The sequence below is a fragment of the Chania multitudinisentens RB-25 genome (assembly GCF_000520015.2).
GTDB lineage: Bacteria > Pseudomonadota > Gammaproteobacteria > Enterobacterales > Enterobacteriaceae > Chania > Chania multitudinisentens.
Genome location: NZ_CP007044.2, coordinates 1,357,762 through 1,375,918 on the forward strand (window position 1 = coordinate 1,357,762; position 18,157 = coordinate 1,375,918).

Genomic DNA, 18,157 nt, shown 5'->3' on the forward strand with positions numbered 1-18,157 from the left:
GGGGCGTGTTTGCGCCCCTAGGTTTCGCGTAGTTTTCGTTTCAGCCAGATGCCGTGGTGTGGGCGCTGGCGCCAGGCCAGTGATGAAATGGTATGCATTACGTTCAGGTGTGAAAGAATGCGGCGCAGGTGGCGATCCATCTCGGTTACCTGCAAATCGGGGTGCAGCACGGGTGGCTGCATGATGCTTTTGTTGGTGTTTGGGCCATCATATTCCAGCCGCTGCTGGCAGCTTTGTAAGGCTATTTCGCAGGTTTGCAGATACTCCTCCGCCAGTTCTGGCGCCAGCATATTATGCTCGCGTGCCAGAATGGTCATTGCATTCAGGTGCTCAACAATAAACTGGCTATGTGTGACCCATAGCCGCATATCTGCCAGATAATCCGATGTGAATCCCGGTTCCTGCATGGCCTGATTGAGAGAGGTGAACAGGGCGTTGTGCGCCTGATTGACCTGCATGCGTGCATAGGCCAGCGTGGCAGGATCTGGCTCTTGTTCTTTCAACAACAGGCGCAATGCGGTTTGATCCCATTCCAGAGCTTGATGAGCGTTTTTACGCAACAGACCACTCTGCCATTGCGGCCACAACCATATCGTGCCACCAAACACCAGCACGCAGCCAATCAGAGTGTCGAGCAGGCGCGGCACCAGGAAATGGCTACCGTTCAGCGCCAGCAGTTGCAGGGTATAAACGGCGGTAACGGTAAACCCCATCACTGCCAACCCGTAGTTTTTACGTAATATCAGGTAGGCCGCCAGGGTGATCGCCAGCATGATACCCAGCGTTATATTCTCTGGCAGTTGTAATTGTAATAGCCCGGCAGCAATCACCAACCCGGCCACCGTGCCGAGTGCCCGATGCTGGATCCGGATACGTGTGGCGTTATAGCCATTTTGGCTGACCAACATAATGGTCAGCAAAATCCAATAAGGTTTTGGCAGGTTGAAAATCATGCCCAAACTGCTGCCAATCGCCAGGATCACACCCAGCCGCGCGGCGTTGCGCAAAGCGTTGGACTTCAATGACAGATAACTCGCTACGGCAGGCCAGAACGGTAAGCGCGCTTGGTTGGCCATCAGATCACGGCGATACAGGGGATGCTGAGTACGTAACAGGCGGGCGATACGGCTGAAATGATAAAAACAGAACTGACCAACCGGGTTGTCGGCATGTTGTGTCGCCACTTTCTCCAGAGCTGCCAGCTCGCTTTTCATCGTGAAGCGTTCTGAATGCCGATGATAGAGAATATCAGCGGCGATGACGCGTAAACGCTTGGCAATCACCTGGGCGTTGCGGCGGATAATCGCTTCCGCCTGGCTTTGCTCCACCAGTTTTTGTACTTCCTCCGGTAGATGCAGGCTGACGGTAATGTGTTCTTGCAGATCCAGTGCGACCTGAAAAGCGCGTTGCAGGCGTTTTTGTTCTTGGCTGTTGGCATGGGGCAGAAAATTAATTTGCTGATACAGCAGGTTGATCATATCCATGACTTTCTGCTGGCGTTGCAGTAGCGGCGGCAATGCGGTTTCAGGATCGGTGTGCTGGGTCAGCAATGAGTATTTGGCTTCGAAATAATCTGCCAACTGGATGTAGAGTTGGCTGAGGGATTCGCGCATGGGTTGCTCTTTCCACAGCTTGAACCAGAACCAGGTGAATAATCCGTACCACGCGGTGCCAACCAGATACAACAGTGGTGCATACCAGATCGGCACATGGCCAGCCATACTGAGGGAAAAGATGGCGGCGACCAAGGCTGCGGGTAGCAGGCGTGCGTGCAGCGGGCTGATTTCAGCGCTGACACCCAACAATAGCGCCATCGCCAGCATCAACAACGGCAATGGAACATGCCATAGCAATGCTTGTTGTAGCAGCACGCTGCTGAGGGCGAACAGAGAACCGCCAATGATCAGACGTTTAAAAAAGCGTTTGTGAGGTGTATCCAACCCGGCGATGTTGCAGCAGGCGGGAACCAAGGAGAACAACAGGCCAAGTTGCAGGTTGCCAATCAGCAGGCAGAACGCTACCGGTAAGCACAAGACCAGCGTTTGCCGCAGTGCATAGTTAATTTCCGGGTGGTAGATCAGGCGCCGCCACATGATAAATCAGGGAGAGTAAAAACGGCGTATTGCTACGCCGTTTCTTCAATGATTAACGTGTGCCGTAAACGACAATGGTTTTGCCGTGGGCGGAAATCAGGTTTTGATCTTCGAGCATTTTTAGAATACGGCCAACGGTTTCGCGTGAGCAACCGACGATTTGACCAATTTCCTGGCGGGTGATCTTGATCTGCATACCATCCGGGTGAGTCATGGCGTCGGGCTGTTTTGCCAGATTCAGTAAGGTCTGGGCGATGCGGCCAGTAACATCAAGGAAGGCGAGGTTACCCACTTTCTCTGAGGTGACTTGTAGGCGGCTTGCCATTTGCGCTGACAGGCGCATCAGGATGTCCGGGTTAACCTGGATCAACTGGCGGAATTTCTTATAGGAGATTTCAGCCACTTCACAGGCTGTTTTTGCCCTAACCCAGGCACTGCGCTCTTGGCCTTCTTCAAATAATCCAAGTTCACCGATGAAATCCCCCTGATTCAGGTAGGACAAGATCATCTCTTTGCCTTCTTCATCCTTGATCAGCACCGCAACGGAGCCTTTCACAATGTAGTAAAGCGTTTCGGCCTTTTCACCTTGGTGAATCAGCGTACTTTTTGATGGATATTTGTGGATATGGCAATGAGACAGGAACCATTCAAGAGTCGGGTCTGTTTGCGGTTTGCCGAGAACCATTCGCTGTTATCCTCTGTTGTTATCGCTGCCTTGTATCACAGGGGTCAGAGTTCCCTGTAAACGTGCTTCTAGCCTGGTGTTTTAATATCCTGCCGTTTTTCAAGCCACGAGTTGGGCTTGAAACGCTTTAGGTATAGTAGCTAGCAACAGGTTTTGAGGCATGCTATAGAAATATACTTGTATTCTAGCATATTGGCTTACATGAAGTGCTGCAAGCTACATTCTGTTAACATACCTGCCTAGGGCTCTTTCCGTGGTCAACTCCCCTGAAATCGGTGACCTAGAAAGAGTTATTGCGGCTTTGTTTGTAGCACAGAGTGAAGCAGGTGTCTTGTGTTGTCTCGCTTCAGCATGATTAGCATCAGGTTCCGTTGCCAGTTTCTATGCGAAAGCGTACCCTGATTTTGAGAAATTAACCGGAGTGTACAAAATGCAGGCAAGAGTTAAGTGGGTCGAAGGATTGACGTTTCTGGGGGAATCGGCGTCTGGTCACCAGGTATTGATGGATGGTAATGCTGGCGATAAAGCGCCAAGCCCGATGGAAATGGTGTTGATGTCGGTTGGCGGCTGTAGTGCTATCGATGTCGTGTCGATCCTCCAGAAAGGCCGTAATGATGTTCGTGATTGCGAGGTAAAACTCACCTCGGAGCGCCGTGAAGAGGCACCGCGTCTGTTTACCCACATCAACCTGCATTTTATTGTGACGGGAAAAGGGCTGACCGAAAAGATTGTTGAGCGTGCGGTTAACCTGTCTGCTGAAAAATACTGTTCTGTTTCGCTGATGCTCAAGCAGGCCGCCAGTATCACCCACAGCTTTGAAATTTGTGAAGTTGCCTAGTGTTTTGATGCACTAAAGGACCATGAGCACGGTACTGGCCGTGCTCAAAAGTCTATTCGATTTTCTTGCCTTCCAGTAGCTGCCGCACCAGCGGTGCCATGATCAGTTCCATTGCCAACCCCATTTTGCCCCCAGGCACCACCAACGTATTGATGTGTGAAATGAACGAGCCTTGCAGCATGGCCAGCAAATAAGGGAAATCGATCTGATCCAGGCCACGGAAGTGGATCACTACAAAGCTTTCATCCAGCGAAGGGATCGCTTTTGCTGCAAACGGATTGGACGTATCCACCGTAGGTACACGCTGGAAGTTGATATGGGTACGGGAAAACTGCGGTGTGATGTAGCTGATATAATCTTCCATCGAACGTACAACGGAATCCATAACGGCTTCGCGCGAGTGGCCGCGTTCACCGGTATCGCGGATCAATTTCTGTATCCACTCCAAGTTGACGATAGGAACCACGCCTACCAGTAGATCGACATGTTTGGCGACATCGATCTGATCGGCGACGACTCCGCCATGTAAACCTTCGTAGAACAGCACGTCAGTAGGGGAAGGCAAGGGTTCCCAAGGTGTGAAGGTGCCTGGAACCTGATTGTAAGGCACGGCTTCGTCGTAGGTATGCAGGTATTTGCGTGAGCGGCCGGTGCCGTTTTTGCCGTACTGGATAAAGCTCTGTTCCAGCAAGCCAAAATTGTTGGCTTCTGGGCCAAAATAGCTGATATGGCGGCCAAGATCGCGCGCTTTACGGATTGCCGCATCCATTTCCGGCCGGGTGTAGTGGTGGAAACTATCCCCTTCCAACTGGGCTGCACGGATGTTTAGCTGTTGGAAAATCTTACGGAACGCCTGGCTGGTGGTGGTAGTGCCGGCACCGCTGGAGCCGGTCACCGCGATAACGGGATGTTTGGCAGACATAATGGTGTGTCACTCCGTATTGAATGCGCGAGCGTCAGAGAATCATCGCGAATGTAACTGAGGTTGTGCGCGTTAGTTGGCAATCGTTCATTGTTACCTGATTTTCTTTACTCATCATAGGCTGGAGGGTAATTAAATTTCTTCTTGCCCGGCATGCATCTGCCCACGCGGCATAATATTGACGGTTTCGTGCAGTTCTGACCACACCAACACTACTTCACCGTTTTTCAACTGACGGTGAACGTCGCCCACTTTCTGTTCCAAAGAACGTTCATGCTCACCGTAATCAGTGCCTTCACGCAGCACAAAAGATTCGATCAGGCTGTTAAGGGTTTCTTTTTCAAGCTCTTGCCAAGGAATAATCACATCGTTGATTCCAAAAAAGGGGAAAGCCAGGATGGAATACGGTATTCCAGCCACATTTGTGGTTTTTTCAATGTACCGCTGACAAAGCCGACATGGCCGCCACAGGAAGTCAGCTGATATTCAATATTGGCTGGCAACTTGGTGAGGTCGGGGATCACTTCGTCGGTCATAAACGGATCGTCTTTAGCATGAATGATCAACAGCGGGGTGGTGATCTGCGGCAACAAAGGCAGAGCGCTACAGCGGCGATAGTAATCAATTGCCCCGCTGAAGCCATGAATACGCGAAGTGATCGCTTCGTCAAACTCACGGATACGGCGCAATTGGTTGAGTTGCGAAAGATTTAACGGCAAAGTCCCAGGGTAATGTAACAGTTTGCGTGCCGCGTTTTGCTTTAACTGGCCCAGCAAATAGTGTTGATAAACGCGGGAGAAGCCCTGTTCCATGCGGATGGAGCAAGGCTCTAGCATCAGCGGTGCGGATACCACCACAGCCGCTTGCAGTAGGCTGTTGTCGCCTTGTTGCGCCAGATAGTAAGCCAGCATATTGCCGCCAAGGGAGATACCCACTGCTGCCGTTGGGGCTTCTCCGTAATTGTCGCAGAGCCAGCGCAGGAAGAAACGGGCATCTTCGGTTTCACCTGAATGGTAGATGCGCTGTTTGCGGTTAGGCACGCCGCTGCAACCACGGAAATGCATCACCACACCCAACCAGCCTTTCTCGCGCCAGGCGTTGAGCAGCCCGTGGGCATAAGGACTGTAGAAATTACCTTCTAGCCCGTGGAACAGCACTACGCGTGGTTTGCCATGTGCCAACTGGGGATCTTCACTCCAGGCGAGATCTACAAAATCACCATCGGGCAATTCCAGCCGTTGCCAGTGGGGTTTCAGCTGTACACGGCGGCGTACCAGCCGTGGCAGCAGGGTTTGCAGGTGTGGATTGCTGGCACCGATTAAAGGGTGAAAGGATTCATGCATAGTTGAATAAAAATCGTGTTGGCAGCTATTGTGTGATCAATACCACACTGTTAGCTTCAATATTCTACGTTAAACAATAATACTGCAAAAAAATCATTTGGGTGAGGAGCGCCCGCTTCATGGAACTGAGTTTATTTCTTTCGATGCTAGGCTTCCTATGGGTTGCCGCAATTACACCAGGCCCGAATAATATGTTGCTCACCACTTCCGGCGCCAATTTCGGCTTTATACGTTCGCTGTGGCTGATGATCGGCATCATGCTCGGTATGCAAAGTATTTTGCTGCTGGTGGCGTTTGGCGTGGGTGGCCTGATCCTGATTTATCCTTCTTTGCACCTGATCCTGAAGGTTCTCGGCAGCCTTTATCTATTGTGGCTGGCATGGAAAGTTGCCACAGCGGCTTATGAGAAACTGGAAACCGATGTGGCCCCCCCGAAGCCTATTCGCCTGTATCAAGGATGGTTGTTGCAGTTCCTTAACCCGAAGGCCTGGTTGATGGCATTGGGGGCCGTGGCGAGTTTCAGCCTGGAGGGAGAAAAATACAATTATTCCGTGCTGGCAATCGCGTTTGGCATTTTTGCAGTGAATATAGTTGCCGGGGTGATTTGGCTGGGGTTTGGCACGGTGATTGGCCGCCTGCTGCGTAGCAAGAAAGCCTGGGTTATTTTTAACGTTTCTATGGGGTTGTTAACGGCGGCTTGCGTATTGCTGATTTGGCATTGAGGAAGAAGGGATGAGTGAAAATTATTTCCATGCTGATGCTTTTATCGGTGAAGGACTGCGTGGTAACCCGGCAGGCGTTTACCTGCTGAAGAAACCGCTGGAAACCGCAGAAATGCAGGCCATTGCCAATGAACTGTGCCTGCCGGAAACCGCTTTTGTCTGGGATGATGGCGATATGCATGGAATTCGCTGGTTCACGCCCTCGCGGGAGGTGGATCTCTGCGGGCATGGCACGTTGGCAACGGCGCATGTGCTATTAAGCGTGGTGAATCCGGCATTGCATGATATTCGTTTCCGCTTTGCAGGCGGTGAACTGTATGTTGCAAGAAGCGCTGAGGATCGCGAGCGTTTGATCCTGGATTTCCCATCCCGTCCGCCGCAGAAAGTGGCCGAACCGGCAGCGCTGGCAGCATTGCTTGGCACTCAGCCGCTGGAGGTGTGGCAGGCTACTGCGATGTTGGTGGTGTTGGAGAGTGAGGCGCAGGTACGGGCGTTGCAGCCGGATATTCCGGCATTGATCGATCAGCTTGGTTGCAGTGTGATAGTGACTGCACCAGGTGATAACGTGGATTTCGTTTCACGCTATTTTTCGCTGGATTGCAGTGAAGATCCGGTTACCGGTTCTGCGCATTGCACATTGATGCCTTACTGGGTAGGCCGTTTGGGCCGCCAGGTGCTGCATGCCAAACAGGTTTCATCGCGTGGTGGTGAGCTGTTTTGCGAGTTGAAAGGGGAACGCACGTTGCTGGGAGGCTATGCACGAATCTTCCTGCGGGGTGAAATCAACCTCTGATGGTGCGATAACCCGCAGCCGTTTGCCTGAATGTATATTCTTACCAGTAATAAGGCGATACCGTTTGTTTCCGTTGCCAAAAAAACAACCCTGGTGGAGAGAGCCAGGGCTGTTATCGTTTACTATATTTGAGTTTTTCATTATATGTTTTTCTTGTACGACCGTTAACCTTTAAAAATTAACGGTCGTCATGCTATGACTACCAATAAAAGGGTATCAGAGCCAGATTAACTCATGAATAAATTAATCGCAGCTTGATTTTCCTGTTTTATGGTTGATTGCGCCTTTTTCTATCAGCAGGTTTGCAACATCGGTAAAGCCATTTTCACAGGCTCCGCTGAGTGGGCTGGCATTAATTTTAGGCTCTTCGTTTACGGCGACGACGTTTAAGTCAGGGTTAAATTGCAGAATATATTTGACGACGTCGAGCCTGCCATCCACCGCCGCAACCATAAATAATGTTTCACCGTCTTGTTCTTTGGCATTCCAGTCAACTTCGTTCTTTAAGCGTTCATGCAGATATTTAACCACTTCCGCATTTTTACCCATCACGGCAGATTTGACCGTATTATAAACATCGGCTTTATCTGTAGCACGAATGTCAGCCCCCTGCTCAGTCAGGTATTTAACGATATCGAAGTAGCCGATAAATGCAGCCCAGCCTAACGCGGTTTGGCCTAAGGAGGCTTCGTCTTTTGCTTCAAGGTTTTGCCCTGCTTCTACCATCTTTTTAATGGTGGCTAAATTGCCTTGCTTGACCGCATCGAACCAGGCAGCATCTGGGCCGACGGAGGGTTTCTCATAGAAAATACGATGTGACAACAATTTGGCGTTTGCAATCTGTTGCATTTCTTCATAGCTAAACCTGAATTTTGATAAATCTACATTCCCTTTGCTTTCTTGAGCGTATAAATTAAAAGAGCTTGAGACGATAATGCTGGCGAGCAAGGCTATTTTTGTTAAGTTCATCGTGTTATTTCCCTAAAGGTAGATGGGGTTGAGTGTATTTTTTCAGACGATTAAGAGTCTATATTTTTTTGATGTAAACAGGTTTGATGGTTCTACCCGATTCATTGATTCGGGTGATTAAACCTATCAGACATGGGTTTAAATGTTCGTAGTGCTAAGGGATAAATACCGGGTAAATCATCATCTATCAGAATGAACCGGCGATGGTAAACAATCTTGCAGGGGAATACCAAGAATAAGATTGAGCATGATATTCAAAAAAATTGAGTATCAAAAAGCATAAAATACGTTATTTAAAGGTGTTTGATCTCTATTTTACCGGTGAAATATTCCAAGTAATGAATAGTACCTTGCCTGATTAAGGTACTATTCCCGAATATTGTGACGTTTAGCGTGCTAAATTGCGGGCTAATTTCCTGACTCAAATAGCTGAGCCAGGTTTTCGAGTTGTTCCTGTGCTTCGAGCCAGGCTATTTCCGTTTCTTCCAACGTATTTTTTACCTGGCTTTGTTTTTGCAGGCATTCGGTCAGATCCGCTTTGCGGCTAATGTCATACAGCGCTGAATCTGCCAACTGCTCTTCCACGCTCGCCAACTCAGCTCCCAGTTTTTCCATCTGCTGTTCCAGCGTAACGAGCTGTTTGCGCAGCGGCTGGGTTTGTGTGCGGAACTCGGCTTCGCGCCGTTTTTGATCTTTACGTGCTTGCGCACTGTTGCCGCTATCCTGCTTGGGAGCGGCATCCTGCTGTGCTTGTTGCTTTTGCAGATCGCTCAACCACTGCTGATAATCGTCCAAATCCCCGGCAAACGGCTCGACTTGGCCGTCATGCACCAGATACAAATCATCCGTGGTGGAACGCAGCAGGTGACGATCATGCGAAACGACCACCAGTGCACCTTCGAAATCGATCAGCGCTTCGGTCAGCGCTTGACGCATATCCAGATCCAGATGGTTGGTCGGTTCATCAAGTAGCAACAGGTTAGGGCGCTGCCAGACGATCAACGCCAGTACCAGCCGTGCTTTTTCGCCCCCAGAAAAACGTTCGGTGATTTCGGTGACTTTGTCGCCCTGAAAACCGAAACCGCCGAGGTAATCACGCAACTGCTGTTCCAGCACGCGGGGTGCAATACGGCTCAGGTGTTGCAGTGGCGATTCGTCGGCGCGCAAGAACTCCAATTGATGCTGGGCGAAGTAACCCAGCTTGATGCCTTTCGCTAGGCCAATCTCACCGCTTAATGGTTCCAACGTGCCTGCCAGCAGCTTGATCAAGGTCGATTTACCGGCCCCGTTGCGCCCTAACAGGCCGATGCGTGAACCAGGCACCAGGTTGAGTTTAATTGATTGCAGGACCACTTTATCGGCATAGCCGGCGCTGACCTTTTCCAGCCGTAACAGTGGATTCGGTAGATTTTCTGGTTCACGGAAGCTGAAACTGAACGGGTTATCAACGTGTGCCGGGGCAATCAGCTCCATGCGTTCCAGCATTTTGATGCGGCTTTGCGCCTGTTTAGCCTTGGAGGCTTTGGCGCGAAAGCGATCGATATAGCTTTGCAGATGCGCCACTTTTTCCTGTTGGCTTTGGTAGAGCGACTGTTGTTGGGCCAGTTTAGTGACGCGCTGGCGTTCAAACGAGGAATAGTTGCCGGTGTATTCGTTGATCGTCTGATTCTCGATATGCAGGATTTTATCAACGATCGGATCGAGGAAGTCGCGATCGTGCGAGATCAGTACCAACGTCCCAGGATAGCCTTTCAACCAGCGTTCCAGCCAGATCACCGCGTCTAAATCCAGATGGTTGGTTGGTTCATCAAGTAACAGCAAATCGGAGCGGCAAACCAGTGCCTGTGCCAGGTTAAGGCGCATCCGCCAGCCGCCGGAAAAAGCGCGGACCGGGGTTTGCAATTGTTCGTTGGAAAACCCCAATCCGTGCAGCAGGCTGGCCGCGCGGGAACGGATAGTCCAGGCGTCAATGGCATCCAGCTTACCGTGCAGCGTGGCGATGGCATGGCCATCATTTTTCTCGTTTGCGAGTTGCAATTCGGATTCGAACTGGCGAAATTCTCGATCACCATCGATAACATATTCAATAGCAGGTATATCCAGCGCGGGTGTTTCCTGGTTCACCCAAGCCAGTGCCCAGTTACCAGGGAATGTGTAGCTACCGCTGTCTGCGGCAATTTCGCCTTTCAGCAGTGCCAGCAGCGTGGACTTACCACAGCCGTTTTTACCTACCAGGCCGACTTTCTGACCGGGATTAACCGTCGCCGTGGCGTTGTCCAGTAGAACGCGGGTGCCGCGGCGGATTTGTAGCGAGGAGAAAACAATCATAAAGCGCCGTATGTTCAGAGTATGTTAAATTGAGAGAATTGTAAGTCAACAGGGCGCATATACCCTATGGATTTCCAGTGGCAGCCAGGCGACAAGTGGATTAACCGATAGCGGTTAACGTGCACAGGTGACAACGCTGCAACTTGAAAGACGAGGGATTAAGTTGCCCTATTATTAGCCTTTGCGAGCATGGTAACGGAAATCCGTTACTCTGACGACGCTTTGGAGGGGAATGATGTTGCAGCCGCCTAAGGTTTTGCTGCTGTATGCCCATCCGGAATCCCAAGACTCGGTAGCAAACCGGGTTTTGTTACGACCGGCACAGCAGTTGGAACATGTCACCGTGCACGATCTCTACGCGCACTATCCTGATTTTTTTATTGATATCCACCATGAACAACAACTGTTGCGTGAACATCAAGTGATTGTTTTTCAATATCCTTTATACACATATAGTTGCCCGGCCTTACTGAAAGAGTGGTTGGATCGCGTGTTGTCACGCGGTTTTGCCAGCGGTGTCGGTGGCAATGCGTTGGCAGGAAAATATTGGCGTTCGGTGATCACCACAGGCGAGCCCGAAGGGGCTTACCGTTCCGGTGGCTATAACCGTTACCCGATAGAAGATATTCTACGCCCGTTTGAACTGACCGCCGCCATGTGTCATATGCACTGGTTAACACCGATTACCATTTACTGGGCACGCCGCCAGAAAGTTGAAGTGCTGAACAGCCACGCCAGCGCTTATGGTGATTGGCTGCGTAATCCGTTGCCGCATGTTGGGGGACAGTGATGGAAGGTTCAGCATTACTGACCGCAATATTGTTATTCCTGTTTGCCGCCGTGGTAACGGTTCCGATTGCCCGCCGCCTGGGGATTGGTGCGGTCTTAGGGTATCTGATTGCCGGGATCGCGATCGGGCCATGGGGATTGGGGTTTATTCGAGATGTGGAGGAGATCCTGCACTTTTCGGAGCTTGGCGTGGTGTTCCTGATGTTTATCATTGGGCTGGAGCTGAATCCGGCTAAATTGTGGGAACTGCGCCGTTCGATCTTCGGGGTGGGTGCTGGGCAGGTGTTATTCACCGCAGCGATATTGGGAGTGCTGCTTTATTTCAGCCATTTTGCCTGGCAGGCCGCAGTGATTGGGGGGATTGGTTTGGCGATGTCCTCTACCGCCATGGCCCTGCAATTGATGCGTGAAAAAGGCATGAATCGCAACGAAGGGGGGCAATTGGGCTTCTCGGTGCTGCTATTCCAAGATATGGCGGTTATTCCCGCGTTAGCTTTGATCCCGATTCTGGCTGGTGGCGGTGGCACCAGCGATGACTGGGCAAAAATCGCCATAAAAGTGGCGGCGTTTGGCGGTATGTTGGTGGGAGGGCGTTTCCTGTTACGCCCGTTGTTCCGCTATATTGCCGCATCTGGCGTGCGTGAGATCTTTACTGCCGCAGCGTTGCTGGTGGTGCTAGGCGCTGCGTTGTTCATGGATTTGTTGGGCCTTTCCATGGCGTTAGGCACCTTTATCGCCGGAGTGTTGTTGGCAGAAAGTGAATATCGCCACGAACTGGAAATTGCCATCGAACCATTCAAGGGCTTGCTGCTTGGGTTGTTCTTTATTTCGGTTGGCATGGCGTTGAATATCGGGGTGTTTTATACCCATCTGGCAGAAGTGCTGTTGGGCGTCATGGTGTTGGTCGCCGTCAAATCCAGCGTGTTGTATACGTTGGCGCGTATTTTTGGTTTGCGGAGTTCGGTACGTTTGCAATTTGCCGGAGTGTTAAGCCAAGGTGGTGAATTTGCCTTTGTGCTGTTTTCAGCCGCTTCGACCCTGCATGTGCTGGATGATGAGCAACTGGCTTTGTTACTGGTCGTAGTCACATTATCAATGATGACCACGCCATTATTAATGCAGGCGATCGATCGCGTTCTGGTTCACCGATACAACGCTAAAGATGAACATGAAGAAGCGCCCTATGTGGAAGATGACGATCCGCAGGTGATTATTGTCGGCTTCGGGCGTTTTGGGCAGGTTATCGGGCGCTTGTTAATGGCCAACAAAATGCGTATTACCGTTCTGGAGCGTGATGTTAGCGCGGTCGGTGTTCTGCGTCGTTACGGCTATAAGGTCTATTATGGCGATGCGACCGAACTGGAACTGCTGCGTGCTGCCGGGGCCGAGAAAGCCAAATCCATTGTGGTGACCTGCAATGAGCCGGAAGATACGATGGCAATCGTGCATCTGTGCCAGCAGCATTTCCCTAATCTCACTATTCTGGCGCGAGCTCGTGGCCGTGTAGAGGCTCATGAGTTGTTGCAGGCCGGCGTGAAACAGTTCAGCCGTGAAACCTTCTCCAGCGCTTTGGAGTTGGGGCGTAAGGCATTGATGGAGCTGGGTATGCACCCACATCAGGCGTATCGAGCACAGCAGCACTTCCGCCGGTTGGACATGCGGATGCTGCGTGAGCTGATGCCACCGCACCAGGGAGATGTCACGCAGATTTCACGTGTGAAAGAAGCTCGGCGTGAGTTGGAGGAGCTTTTCCATCGTGAGATGCAGAAAGAAAGACGGCAATTCGACGGCTGGGATGAATACGAATAATGGGGAGCACAATTAATGTCTGCAACGCGCAAAAGATTCATTGCCGGGGCCGTTTGCCCAAGTTGTAACGCAATAGATACGCTGGCAATTTGGCGTGAAGATCGGGTCGAGGTGGTGGAATGTGTCCAGTGTAAGCATCATCAGCGCCAGACTGAAGCGCAAGTGGAAAAGCACATACGCCCGCAGGAGCAGGTGATCGGTATTTTCCATCCAGAATAGTGTGATCTGTTGTGATTTTTTACGCTGGAGGGTACAGCGGTGCAGATTTCCGCTACAATCTTCACCGATTTAATTTCTACCCAAAGTACTTGGCGTTGCAGGTAGGCAGTAAGGGCGAATGCTCGCGGCCAACACCCCTGTTGCTTCTAGTAAGAAGGGTATCCAATTGGTAGGAGATATCATGAAAGTAGCAAAAGACTTGGTGGTCAGCCTGGCTTACCAAGTACGGACAGAAGACGGTGTTTTGGTTGATGAGTCTCCGGTGAGTGCACCGTTGGACTATCTGCACGGGCATGGTTCTTTGATTACAGGTCTGGAAAAAGCACTCGAAGATCACAATGTAGGCGATCGTTTTGACGTCCATGTTGGCGCTAACGAAGCTTACGGCGATTATGATGAAAACCTGGTACAGCGCGTACCAAAAGATGTCTTTATGGGCGTTGACGAACTGCAAGTCGGCATGCGCTTCCTGGCTGATACCGATCAGGGCCCAGTACCGGTTGAAATCACTGAGGTTGATGGTGACCACGTGGTGGTTGATGGTAACCATTCGCTGGCTGGTCAGAACCTGAACTTCCATGTAGAAGTAGTGGCGATCCGCGAGGCCACTGAAGAAGAGCTGGCTCACGGGCACGTACATGGTGAACATGATCACCATCATGAGCACGGCGATGGCTGCTGTGGTGGTCATGGCCACGAGCATGGGCACGACCATGGCAAGAAAGGAGGGTGTGGTGGTCACGGTGGGTGCGGTTGCCATTGATCCCAGACCCGTTAGGGTAAGAAAGGTCGCTTCGGCGGCCTTTTTACTGGCATTTTCTGTGTGACAGAATAAGAGCTTACGCTAATGAGTGGCCAGGTTGGGCACGGCAGGCCGTGCAGGAACCGGAGTGTACACAATAGGTGGGGATGATTTACTACGTTCGCCCTCCAGTTGTTCAAAGGCTAAAGCCACGGCCCAGGGCCAAAATGGTAAATGAAGTAGCCTTAAATGAGATAGCTTCTAAGTGGGCTGATGTAGTTAAGAGATTGGTGTCACCCTTCTGTTCAGTAGTGCGGTGGTGGTGTTTCTTCCGACTGTGGGGCGATCATCGAAGGTTGTGTGGCGCGCAGCTTATCGGTCAGCAGGCGCAGGTGCTCTTGTAATTTTAACATTTCAAGCTGATGTTGGACGACAGTTTGATTGAGCTCTTCAATCGTGAGCTCCTGAAAAGCCTGGCGGCTTTCCAGTTCTTCCAGCCGTTTTAACAGGTTTTCGTTATCGGTATTATGCATGATGTTACCTCTGACACTGTTCAATCTGGGATACTGACGCTATGTTAACAGGAGCTGTTCGCTTTGCGCTGAGCTATTTATGAATGTGGTGTTTGTATCTCCTGCCAGATTTTAGGGCGGCTGATAAACGTGGGGCCTCATGCCTTGGGGATACTCTGAATTATCAGCCTGCTAGGGAGAGTCTGGAAACTTATAGGCGAATATGGGGTCACACTTTGACTCAACGTTACCTGTGTGACTCTTTTGTTTCAGGCAGCTATAGTAGCCTGGTTAACTCACTTAATGATCGTTTGGGGCCTAGCTTCAAACACTGGAGAAATGGATGAAATCTTTGTTTAAAGTCACGCTTCTGGCAACAGCCATGGCTTTCGCCCTGAATACCACGCAGGTCATGGCTGCTGATGCTGCCAAACCTGCCGAAGCCGCTAAACCAGCAGAAACTGCTGCACCAAGCACTGGCAAATTCAAAAATGATGATGAACAGGCTGCGTATGCTCTGGGTGCTTCGCTGGGCCGTTACATGGAAAACTCTCTGAAAGAACAAGAGAAACTGGGTATCGCACTGAATAAAGAGCAATTGATCGCCGGTGTTCAGGATGCGTTCGCTAACAAGAGCAAGCTGGACGATGCAGAGATCGAAAAAACCCTGCAAAGCTTTGAAGCACGCGTGAAGGCTTCTGCTCAGGCGAAGATGGAGCAGGATGCGAAAGATAACGAAGAAAAAGGAACCAAATATCGTGATACTTTCGCTAAAGAGAAGGACGTGAAGAAAACCGAATCTGGTTTGCTGTATCTGGTTGAGAAAGAAGGAACCGGTGAAGCGCCGAAAGATAGTGATACCGTGGTGGTGAACTACAAAGGAACCTTGACCGACGGCACTGTGTTTGACAACTCTTATGATCGTGGTGAGCCACTGTCATTCCGTTTGGACGGTGTGATTCCAGGCTGGACTGAAGGTCTGAAGCAGATCAAAAAAGGTGGTAAAATCAAGTTGGTTATTCCACCTGAGCTGGCTTACGGTAAAACCGGTGTTCCAGGTATCCCGGCTAACTCTACTCTGGTCTTCGAAGTTGAGTTGCTGGATGTGAAACCAGCTGCTAAAGCTGATGACAAGCCTGAAAAAGCAGCTGACGAAGCCGCAGAAACCAAAGCGAAATAAGCGAGTCTTTCTCCAGCCGCTGCAAATGATTTTTGCGGCGGCTGTCATTTTAGATTCATCGAATAATGCAAAATTCCCTGCAAGTTTTATTTCTCCTTTTACGGATTGCTTGACGCCTGCCGGGCATCGGGCTTAACGTCATTACTACGCGCAAACACAAGGACTTTGCTCTGGCTGTTTTGCTAGACTGACTGTCTGGGCTTATGAGTCTTGCGCCTGCCCCTTAGGGCGTGTATCTAAAGTTGTTTCTGGTTGCCCGGTCTACGGATATTCGTCGTGCTTAACCTGTTTATTATGCAGGGGCCGCCGATGTGCTGCTGATGGAACGGAATCTGCATGAGCGGTTTTAGCTGCGCCCCCCTGGCACAGGCGATCTACGAGGGTGGTATTTTCAATGTCTAATTCGCTTTTATCCAGCGAAGCCAGCGAACTTGATTTGCTGAATGAGCGCCCGTTTAGTCAAACGGATCATGAAATCTTAAAGTCATACGAAGCGGTGGTGGACGGCCTGGCGATGTTGATTGGCGGCCATTGTGAAATCGTGCTGCATTCGTTGGAAGATCTGAAATGTTCCGCAGTACGTATTGCGAATGGTGAGCATACTGGGCGCCAAATTGGTTCGCCCATTACCGATCTGGCGTTGCGGATGTTGCATGATATGGCTGGTGATGACAGCAGTGTCTCCAAAGCTTATTTCACCCGTGCTAAAAGCGGCGTGTTGATGAAATCGGTAACCATTGCTATCCGCAATCGCGAACAGCGTGTGATCGGCCTGTTGTGTATCAATATGAACCTGGATGTGCCGTTTTCCCAGGTGATACAGACGTTTATGCCGCCAGAAATGAAGGACGTGGCTTCTTCAGTCAATTTCGCTTCTTCAGTGGACGATTTGGTCGCCCAGACGCTGGAATTTACCATCGAAGAGGTGAATGTGGATCGTAATGTGTCTAATAACGCCAAAAATCGCCAAATAGTGCTTAATCTCTACGAAAAAGGGATTTTTGATATCAAGGATGCAATTAACCAGGTTGCTGAGCGGCTGAATATCTCCAAACATACTGTATATCTGTATATCCGCCAGTTTAAAAGTGGCGATCTGCTGGGAAATGAGCGCTGATGCTCAATTACTGCTTGCTGGTCACTGGCCCGGCGTATGGAACTCAACAAGCCAGCAGTGCCTGGCAATTCGCTCAGGCACTGCTGGCTGCCGGTCATAAAATCTCCAGCATATTTTTCTATCGTGAAGGCGTATTGAACGCCAATCAGTTAATCTCTCCGGCGAACGACGAATTCGATCTGGTGCGAGCTTGGGTAACATTGTCCAGGCAACAGGGTATTGAGCTCAACGTCTGTGTTGCCGCTGCCTTGCGGCGTGGTATTACTGATGCACAGGAAGCGGCGCAACTTGGGTTGGCTTCGGCTAATTTGCAGGAAGGGTTTACCCTCAGCGGCTTGGGGTCGTTGGCGGAAGCGGCACTGAGTTGTGATCGCCTGGTGCAGTTTTAAGAGAACCCGATGAAACGAGTTGCGTTTGTTTTTACTCATGGCCCCCATGGTGACGCGGGAGGGAGAGAAGGGTTGGATGCATTGCTGGCGACTTCGGCACTGAGCGAAGATATTGGTGTGTTTTTCATCGGCGATGGCGTATTACAACTTCTACCGGGTCAGCAACCTGAAAAAATCTTGGCACGTAATTACATTGCCACCTTTGGTGTATTACCGTTGTATGACGTTGAAAACTGTTATCTCTGCGAAGCGTCTTTGCAGGAGCGTGGTTTGCAGCAGGTATCTGATTGGGTTTTAGCTGCAGATATTTTGCCGCCAGAAGTGCTGCGCCAAACGCTGGATGGTTATGATGTGGTGATGACTTTCTAGTAGGATATTCTGATGCTATATACTTTGAGCCACTCCCCCTACCAATGTGATTTGCCTGCGTTGCTACGGCTTGTCACGAAAGATGATGCGTTGTTGCTGTTACAGGATGGTGTGTTGGCTGGTTTGGTTGGCAGCCTGCATCTTGATTCGCTGCTTAAGAGTTCTATCTCCCTCTATGCTCTGCAAGATGACCTGGATGCCAGAGGGGTTTCTGGTTATATTTCGCACAGCATTACCGTCATCGACTATACTCACTTCGTCACACTAACCGAAAAACATCGCAGCCAAATGGCTTGGTAATGGGCATGATGTTGTATATTTCTTGACACCTCTACTCG

The 18,157-nt window shown here is 50.5% G+C and carries 20 protein-coding genes; 12 read left to right on the top strand and 8 right to left on the bottom strand.

Annotated elements, in window-relative coordinates:
• Nucleotides 1-17: 17 nt before the first annotated feature.
• Complete coding sequence (locus Z042_RS05860) at nt 18-2,093, bottom strand: YccS/YhfK family putative transporter (RefSeq protein WP_024914433.1); 2,076 nt, start codon at nt 2,091-2,093, stop codon at nt 18-20.
• Nucleotides 2,094-2,145: 52 nt separating this feature from the next.
• Nucleotides 2,146-2,778, bottom strand: coding sequence for a cAMP-activated global transcriptional regulator CRP (gene crp, locus Z042_RS05865; RefSeq protein WP_004090925.1), 633 nt, complete (start codon nt 2,776-2,778; stop codon nt 2,146-2,148).
• A gap of 430 nt (nt 2,779-3,208) precedes the next feature.
• Between crp and Z042_RS05870 the strand changes: the two genes are divergently transcribed.
• A complete protein-coding gene (locus tag Z042_RS05870) occupies nt 3,209-3,616 on the top strand; it encodes an OsmC family protein (protein ID WP_024914434.1) in 408 nt (135 codons plus the stop codon).
• A gap of 52 nt (nt 3,617-3,668) precedes the next feature.
• On the opposite strand, the gene Z042_RS05875 is transcribed toward Z042_RS05870, so the two are convergent.
• From Z042_RS05875 to Z042_RS05885, 3 genes are all read right to left on the bottom strand, one after another.
• Entirely contained in the window at nt 3,669-4,538 is an 870-nt protein-coding gene (locus tag Z042_RS05875) for a phosphoribulokinase (RefSeq protein ID WP_024914435.1), read from the bottom strand.
• A 132-nt stretch (nt 4,539-4,670) separates the two neighbouring features.
• Complete coding sequence (locus Z042_RS05880) at nt 4,671-4,904, bottom strand: YheU family protein (RefSeq protein ID WP_024914436.1); 234 nt, start codon at nt 4,902-4,904, stop codon at nt 4,671-4,673.
• Entirely contained in the window at nt 4,901-5,881 is a 981-nt protein-coding gene (locus tag Z042_RS05885) for a hydrolase (protein WP_024914437.1), read from the bottom strand. The genes Z042_RS05880 and Z042_RS05885 overlap by 4 nt, the downstream gene beginning before the upstream one ends.
• Before the next feature lie 119 nt (nt 5,882-6,000).
• Between Z042_RS05885 and Z042_RS05890 the strand changes: the two genes are divergently transcribed.
• Nucleotides 6,001-6,603: a LysE family translocator gene (locus Z042_RS05890; RefSeq protein ID WP_024914438.1), complete on the top strand. Its 603-nt coding sequence runs from the start codon at nt 6,001-6,003 to the stop codon at nt 6,601-6,603.
• Nucleotides 6,604-6,613: 10 nt separating this feature from the next.
• Entirely contained in the window at nt 6,614-7,396 is a 783-nt protein-coding gene (locus tag Z042_RS05895) for a PhzF family phenazine biosynthesis protein (protein ID WP_024914439.1), read from the top strand.
• A gap of 243 nt (nt 7,397-7,639) precedes the next feature.
• Here Z042_RS05895 and Z042_RS05900 read toward each other — a convergent pair whose 3' ends face one another.
• Nucleotides 7,640-8,365 carry an ankyrin repeat domain-containing protein gene (locus Z042_RS05900; RefSeq protein WP_024914440.1) on the bottom strand — a complete coding sequence of 242 codons (726 nt, stop codon included), beginning with the start codon at nt 8,363-8,365 and terminating at the stop codon, nt 7,640-7,642.
• 408 nt (nt 8,366-8,773) lie between these two features.
• Nucleotides 8,774-10,693: an ABC transporter ATP-binding protein gene (locus tag Z042_RS05905; RefSeq protein WP_024914441.1), complete on the bottom strand. Its 1,920-nt coding sequence runs from the start codon at nt 10,691-10,693 to the stop codon at nt 8,774-8,776.
• A 235-nt stretch (nt 10,694-10,928) separates the two neighbouring features.
• Here Z042_RS05905 and kefG point away from each other — a divergent pair, with 235 nt between their 5' ends.
• The 4 genes from kefG (at nt 10,929) to slyD (ending at nt 14,273) form a co-directional block, all read left to right on the top strand.
• Entirely contained in the window at nt 10,929-11,483 is a 555-nt protein-coding gene (gene kefG / locus Z042_RS05910; protein WP_024914442.1) for a glutathione-regulated potassium-efflux system ancillary protein KefG, read from the top strand.
• Complete coding sequence (gene kefB, locus Z042_RS05915) at nt 11,483-13,291, top strand: glutathione-regulated potassium-efflux system protein KefB (RefSeq protein WP_024914443.1); 1,809 nt, start codon at nt 11,483-11,485, stop codon at nt 13,289-13,291. The genes kefG and kefB overlap by 1 nt, the downstream gene beginning before the upstream one ends.
• A gap of 15 nt (nt 13,292-13,306) precedes the next feature.
• Nucleotides 13,307-13,510, top strand: coding sequence for a YheV family putative zinc ribbon protein (locus Z042_RS05920; protein WP_024914444.1), 204 nt, complete (start codon nt 13,307-13,309; stop codon nt 13,508-13,510).
• Nucleotides 13,511-13,691: 181 nt separating this feature from the next.
• Nucleotides 13,692-14,273: a peptidylprolyl isomerase gene (gene slyD, locus Z042_RS05925; RefSeq protein WP_024914445.1), complete on the top strand. Its 582-nt coding sequence runs from the start codon at nt 13,692-13,694 to the stop codon at nt 14,271-14,273.
• 284 nt (nt 14,274-14,557) lie between these two features.
• Here slyD and Z042_RS05930 read toward each other — a convergent pair whose 3' ends face one another.
• Entirely contained in the window at nt 14,558-14,785 is a 228-nt protein-coding gene (locus Z042_RS05930; protein WP_024914446.1) for a protein SlyX, read from the bottom strand.
• Nucleotides 14,786-15,107: 322 nt separating this feature from the next.
• Here Z042_RS05930 and fkpA point away from each other — a divergent pair, with 322 nt between their 5' ends.
• The 5 genes from fkpA to tusB all read left to right on the top strand — a co-directional run bounded on the left by fkpA (nt 15,108) and on the right by tusB (nt 18,119).
• Entirely contained in the window at nt 15,108-15,944 is an 837-nt protein-coding gene (gene fkpA, locus Z042_RS05935; RefSeq protein ID WP_024914447.1) for an FKBP-type peptidyl-prolyl cis-trans isomerase, read from the top strand.
• 394 nt (nt 15,945-16,338) lie between these two features.
• Nucleotides 16,339-17,061 carry a helix-turn-helix transcriptional regulator gene (locus Z042_RS05940; protein WP_024914448.1) on the top strand — a complete coding sequence of 241 codons (723 nt, stop codon included), beginning with the start codon at nt 16,339-16,341 and terminating at the stop codon, nt 17,059-17,061.
• Nucleotides 17,061-17,450 carry a sulfurtransferase complex subunit TusD gene (gene tusD, locus Z042_RS05945; protein ID WP_037407673.1) on the top strand — a complete coding sequence of 130 codons (390 nt, stop codon included), beginning with the start codon at nt 17,061-17,063 and terminating at the stop codon, nt 17,448-17,450. Before Z042_RS05940 ends, tusD begins: the two co-directional genes overlap by 1 nt.
• Nucleotides 17,451-17,459: 9 nt before the next feature.
• A complete protein-coding gene (tusC, locus tag Z042_RS05950; protein WP_024914450.1) occupies nt 17,460-17,819 on the top strand; it encodes a sulfurtransferase complex subunit TusC in 360 nt (119 codons plus the stop codon).
• A gap of 12 nt (nt 17,820-17,831) precedes the next feature.
• The gene (tusB, locus tag Z042_RS05955) at nt 17,832-18,119 is read left to right on the top strand and encodes a sulfurtransferase complex subunit TusB (protein WP_024914451.1); all 288 of its coding nucleotides are present in this window, start codon (nt 17,832-17,834) and stop codon (nt 18,117-18,119) included.
• Nucleotides 18,120-18,157 lie beyond the last annotated feature (38 nt).

Coding starts and splice junctions, on each gene's coding strand:
- Z042_RS05900 (WP_024914440.1), bottom strand. CDS start 8,365: ATGAACTTAACAAAAATAGCCTTGCTCGCCAGCATTATCGTCTCAAGC.
- Z042_RS05930 (WP_024914446.1), bottom strand. CDS start 14,785: ATGCATAATACCGATAACGAAAACCTGTTAAAACGGCTGGAAGAACTG.
- fkpA (WP_024914447.1), top strand. CDS start 15,108: ATGAAATCTTTGTTTAAAGTCACGCTTCTGGCAACAGCCATGGCTTTC.
- tusC (WP_024914450.1), top strand. CDS start 17,460: ATGAAACGAGTTGCGTTTGTTTTTACTCATGGCCCCCATGGTGACGCG.
- Z042_RS05890 (WP_024914438.1), top strand. CDS start 6,001: ATGGAACTGAGTTTATTTCTTTCGATGCTAGGCTTCCTATGGGTTGCC.
- Z042_RS05920 (WP_024914444.1), top strand. CDS start 13,307: ATGTCTGCAACGCGCAAAAGATTCATTGCCGGGGCCGTTTGCCCAAGT.
- Z042_RS05895 (WP_024914439.1), top strand. CDS start 6,614: ATGAGTGAAAATTATTTCCATGCTGATGCTTTTATCGGTGAAGGACTG.
- Z042_RS05885 (WP_024914437.1), bottom strand. CDS start 5,881: ATGCATGAATCCTTTCACCCTTTAATCGGTGCCAGCAATCCACACCTG.
- Z042_RS05875 (WP_024914435.1), bottom strand. CDS start 4,538: ATGTCTGCCAAACATCCCGTTATCGCGGTGACCGGCTCCAGCGGTGCC.
- crp (WP_004090925.1), bottom strand. CDS start 2,778: ATGGTTCTCGGCAAACCGCAAACAGACCCGACTCTTGAATGGTTCCTG.
- kefG (WP_024914442.1), top strand. CDS start 10,929: ATGTTGCAGCCGCCTAAGGTTTTGCTGCTGTATGCCCATCCGGAATCC.
- tusB (WP_024914451.1), top strand. CDS start 17,832: ATGCTATATACTTTGAGCCACTCCCCCTACCAATGTGATTTGCCTGCG.
- slyD (WP_024914445.1), top strand. CDS start 13,692: ATGAAAGTAGCAAAAGACTTGGTGGTCAGCCTGGCTTACCAAGTACGG.
- Z042_RS05940 (WP_024914448.1), top strand. CDS start 16,339: ATGTCTAATTCGCTTTTATCCAGCGAAGCCAGCGAACTTGATTTGCTG.
- Z042_RS05870 (WP_024914434.1), top strand. CDS start 3,209: ATGCAGGCAAGAGTTAAGTGGGTCGAAGGATTGACGTTTCTGGGGGAA.
- tusD (WP_037407673.1), top strand. CDS start 17,061: ATGCTCAATTACTGCTTGCTGGTCACTGGCCCGGCGTATGGAACTCAA.
- Z042_RS05860 (WP_024914433.1), bottom strand. CDS start 2,093: ATGTGGCGGCGCCTGATCTACCACCCGGAAATTAACTATGCACTGCGG.
- kefB (WP_024914443.1), top strand. CDS start 11,483: ATGGAAGGTTCAGCATTACTGACCGCAATATTGTTATTCCTGTTTGCC.
- Z042_RS05905 (WP_024914441.1), bottom strand. CDS start 10,693: ATGATTGTTTTCTCCTCGCTACAAATCCGCCGCGGCACCCGCGTTCTA.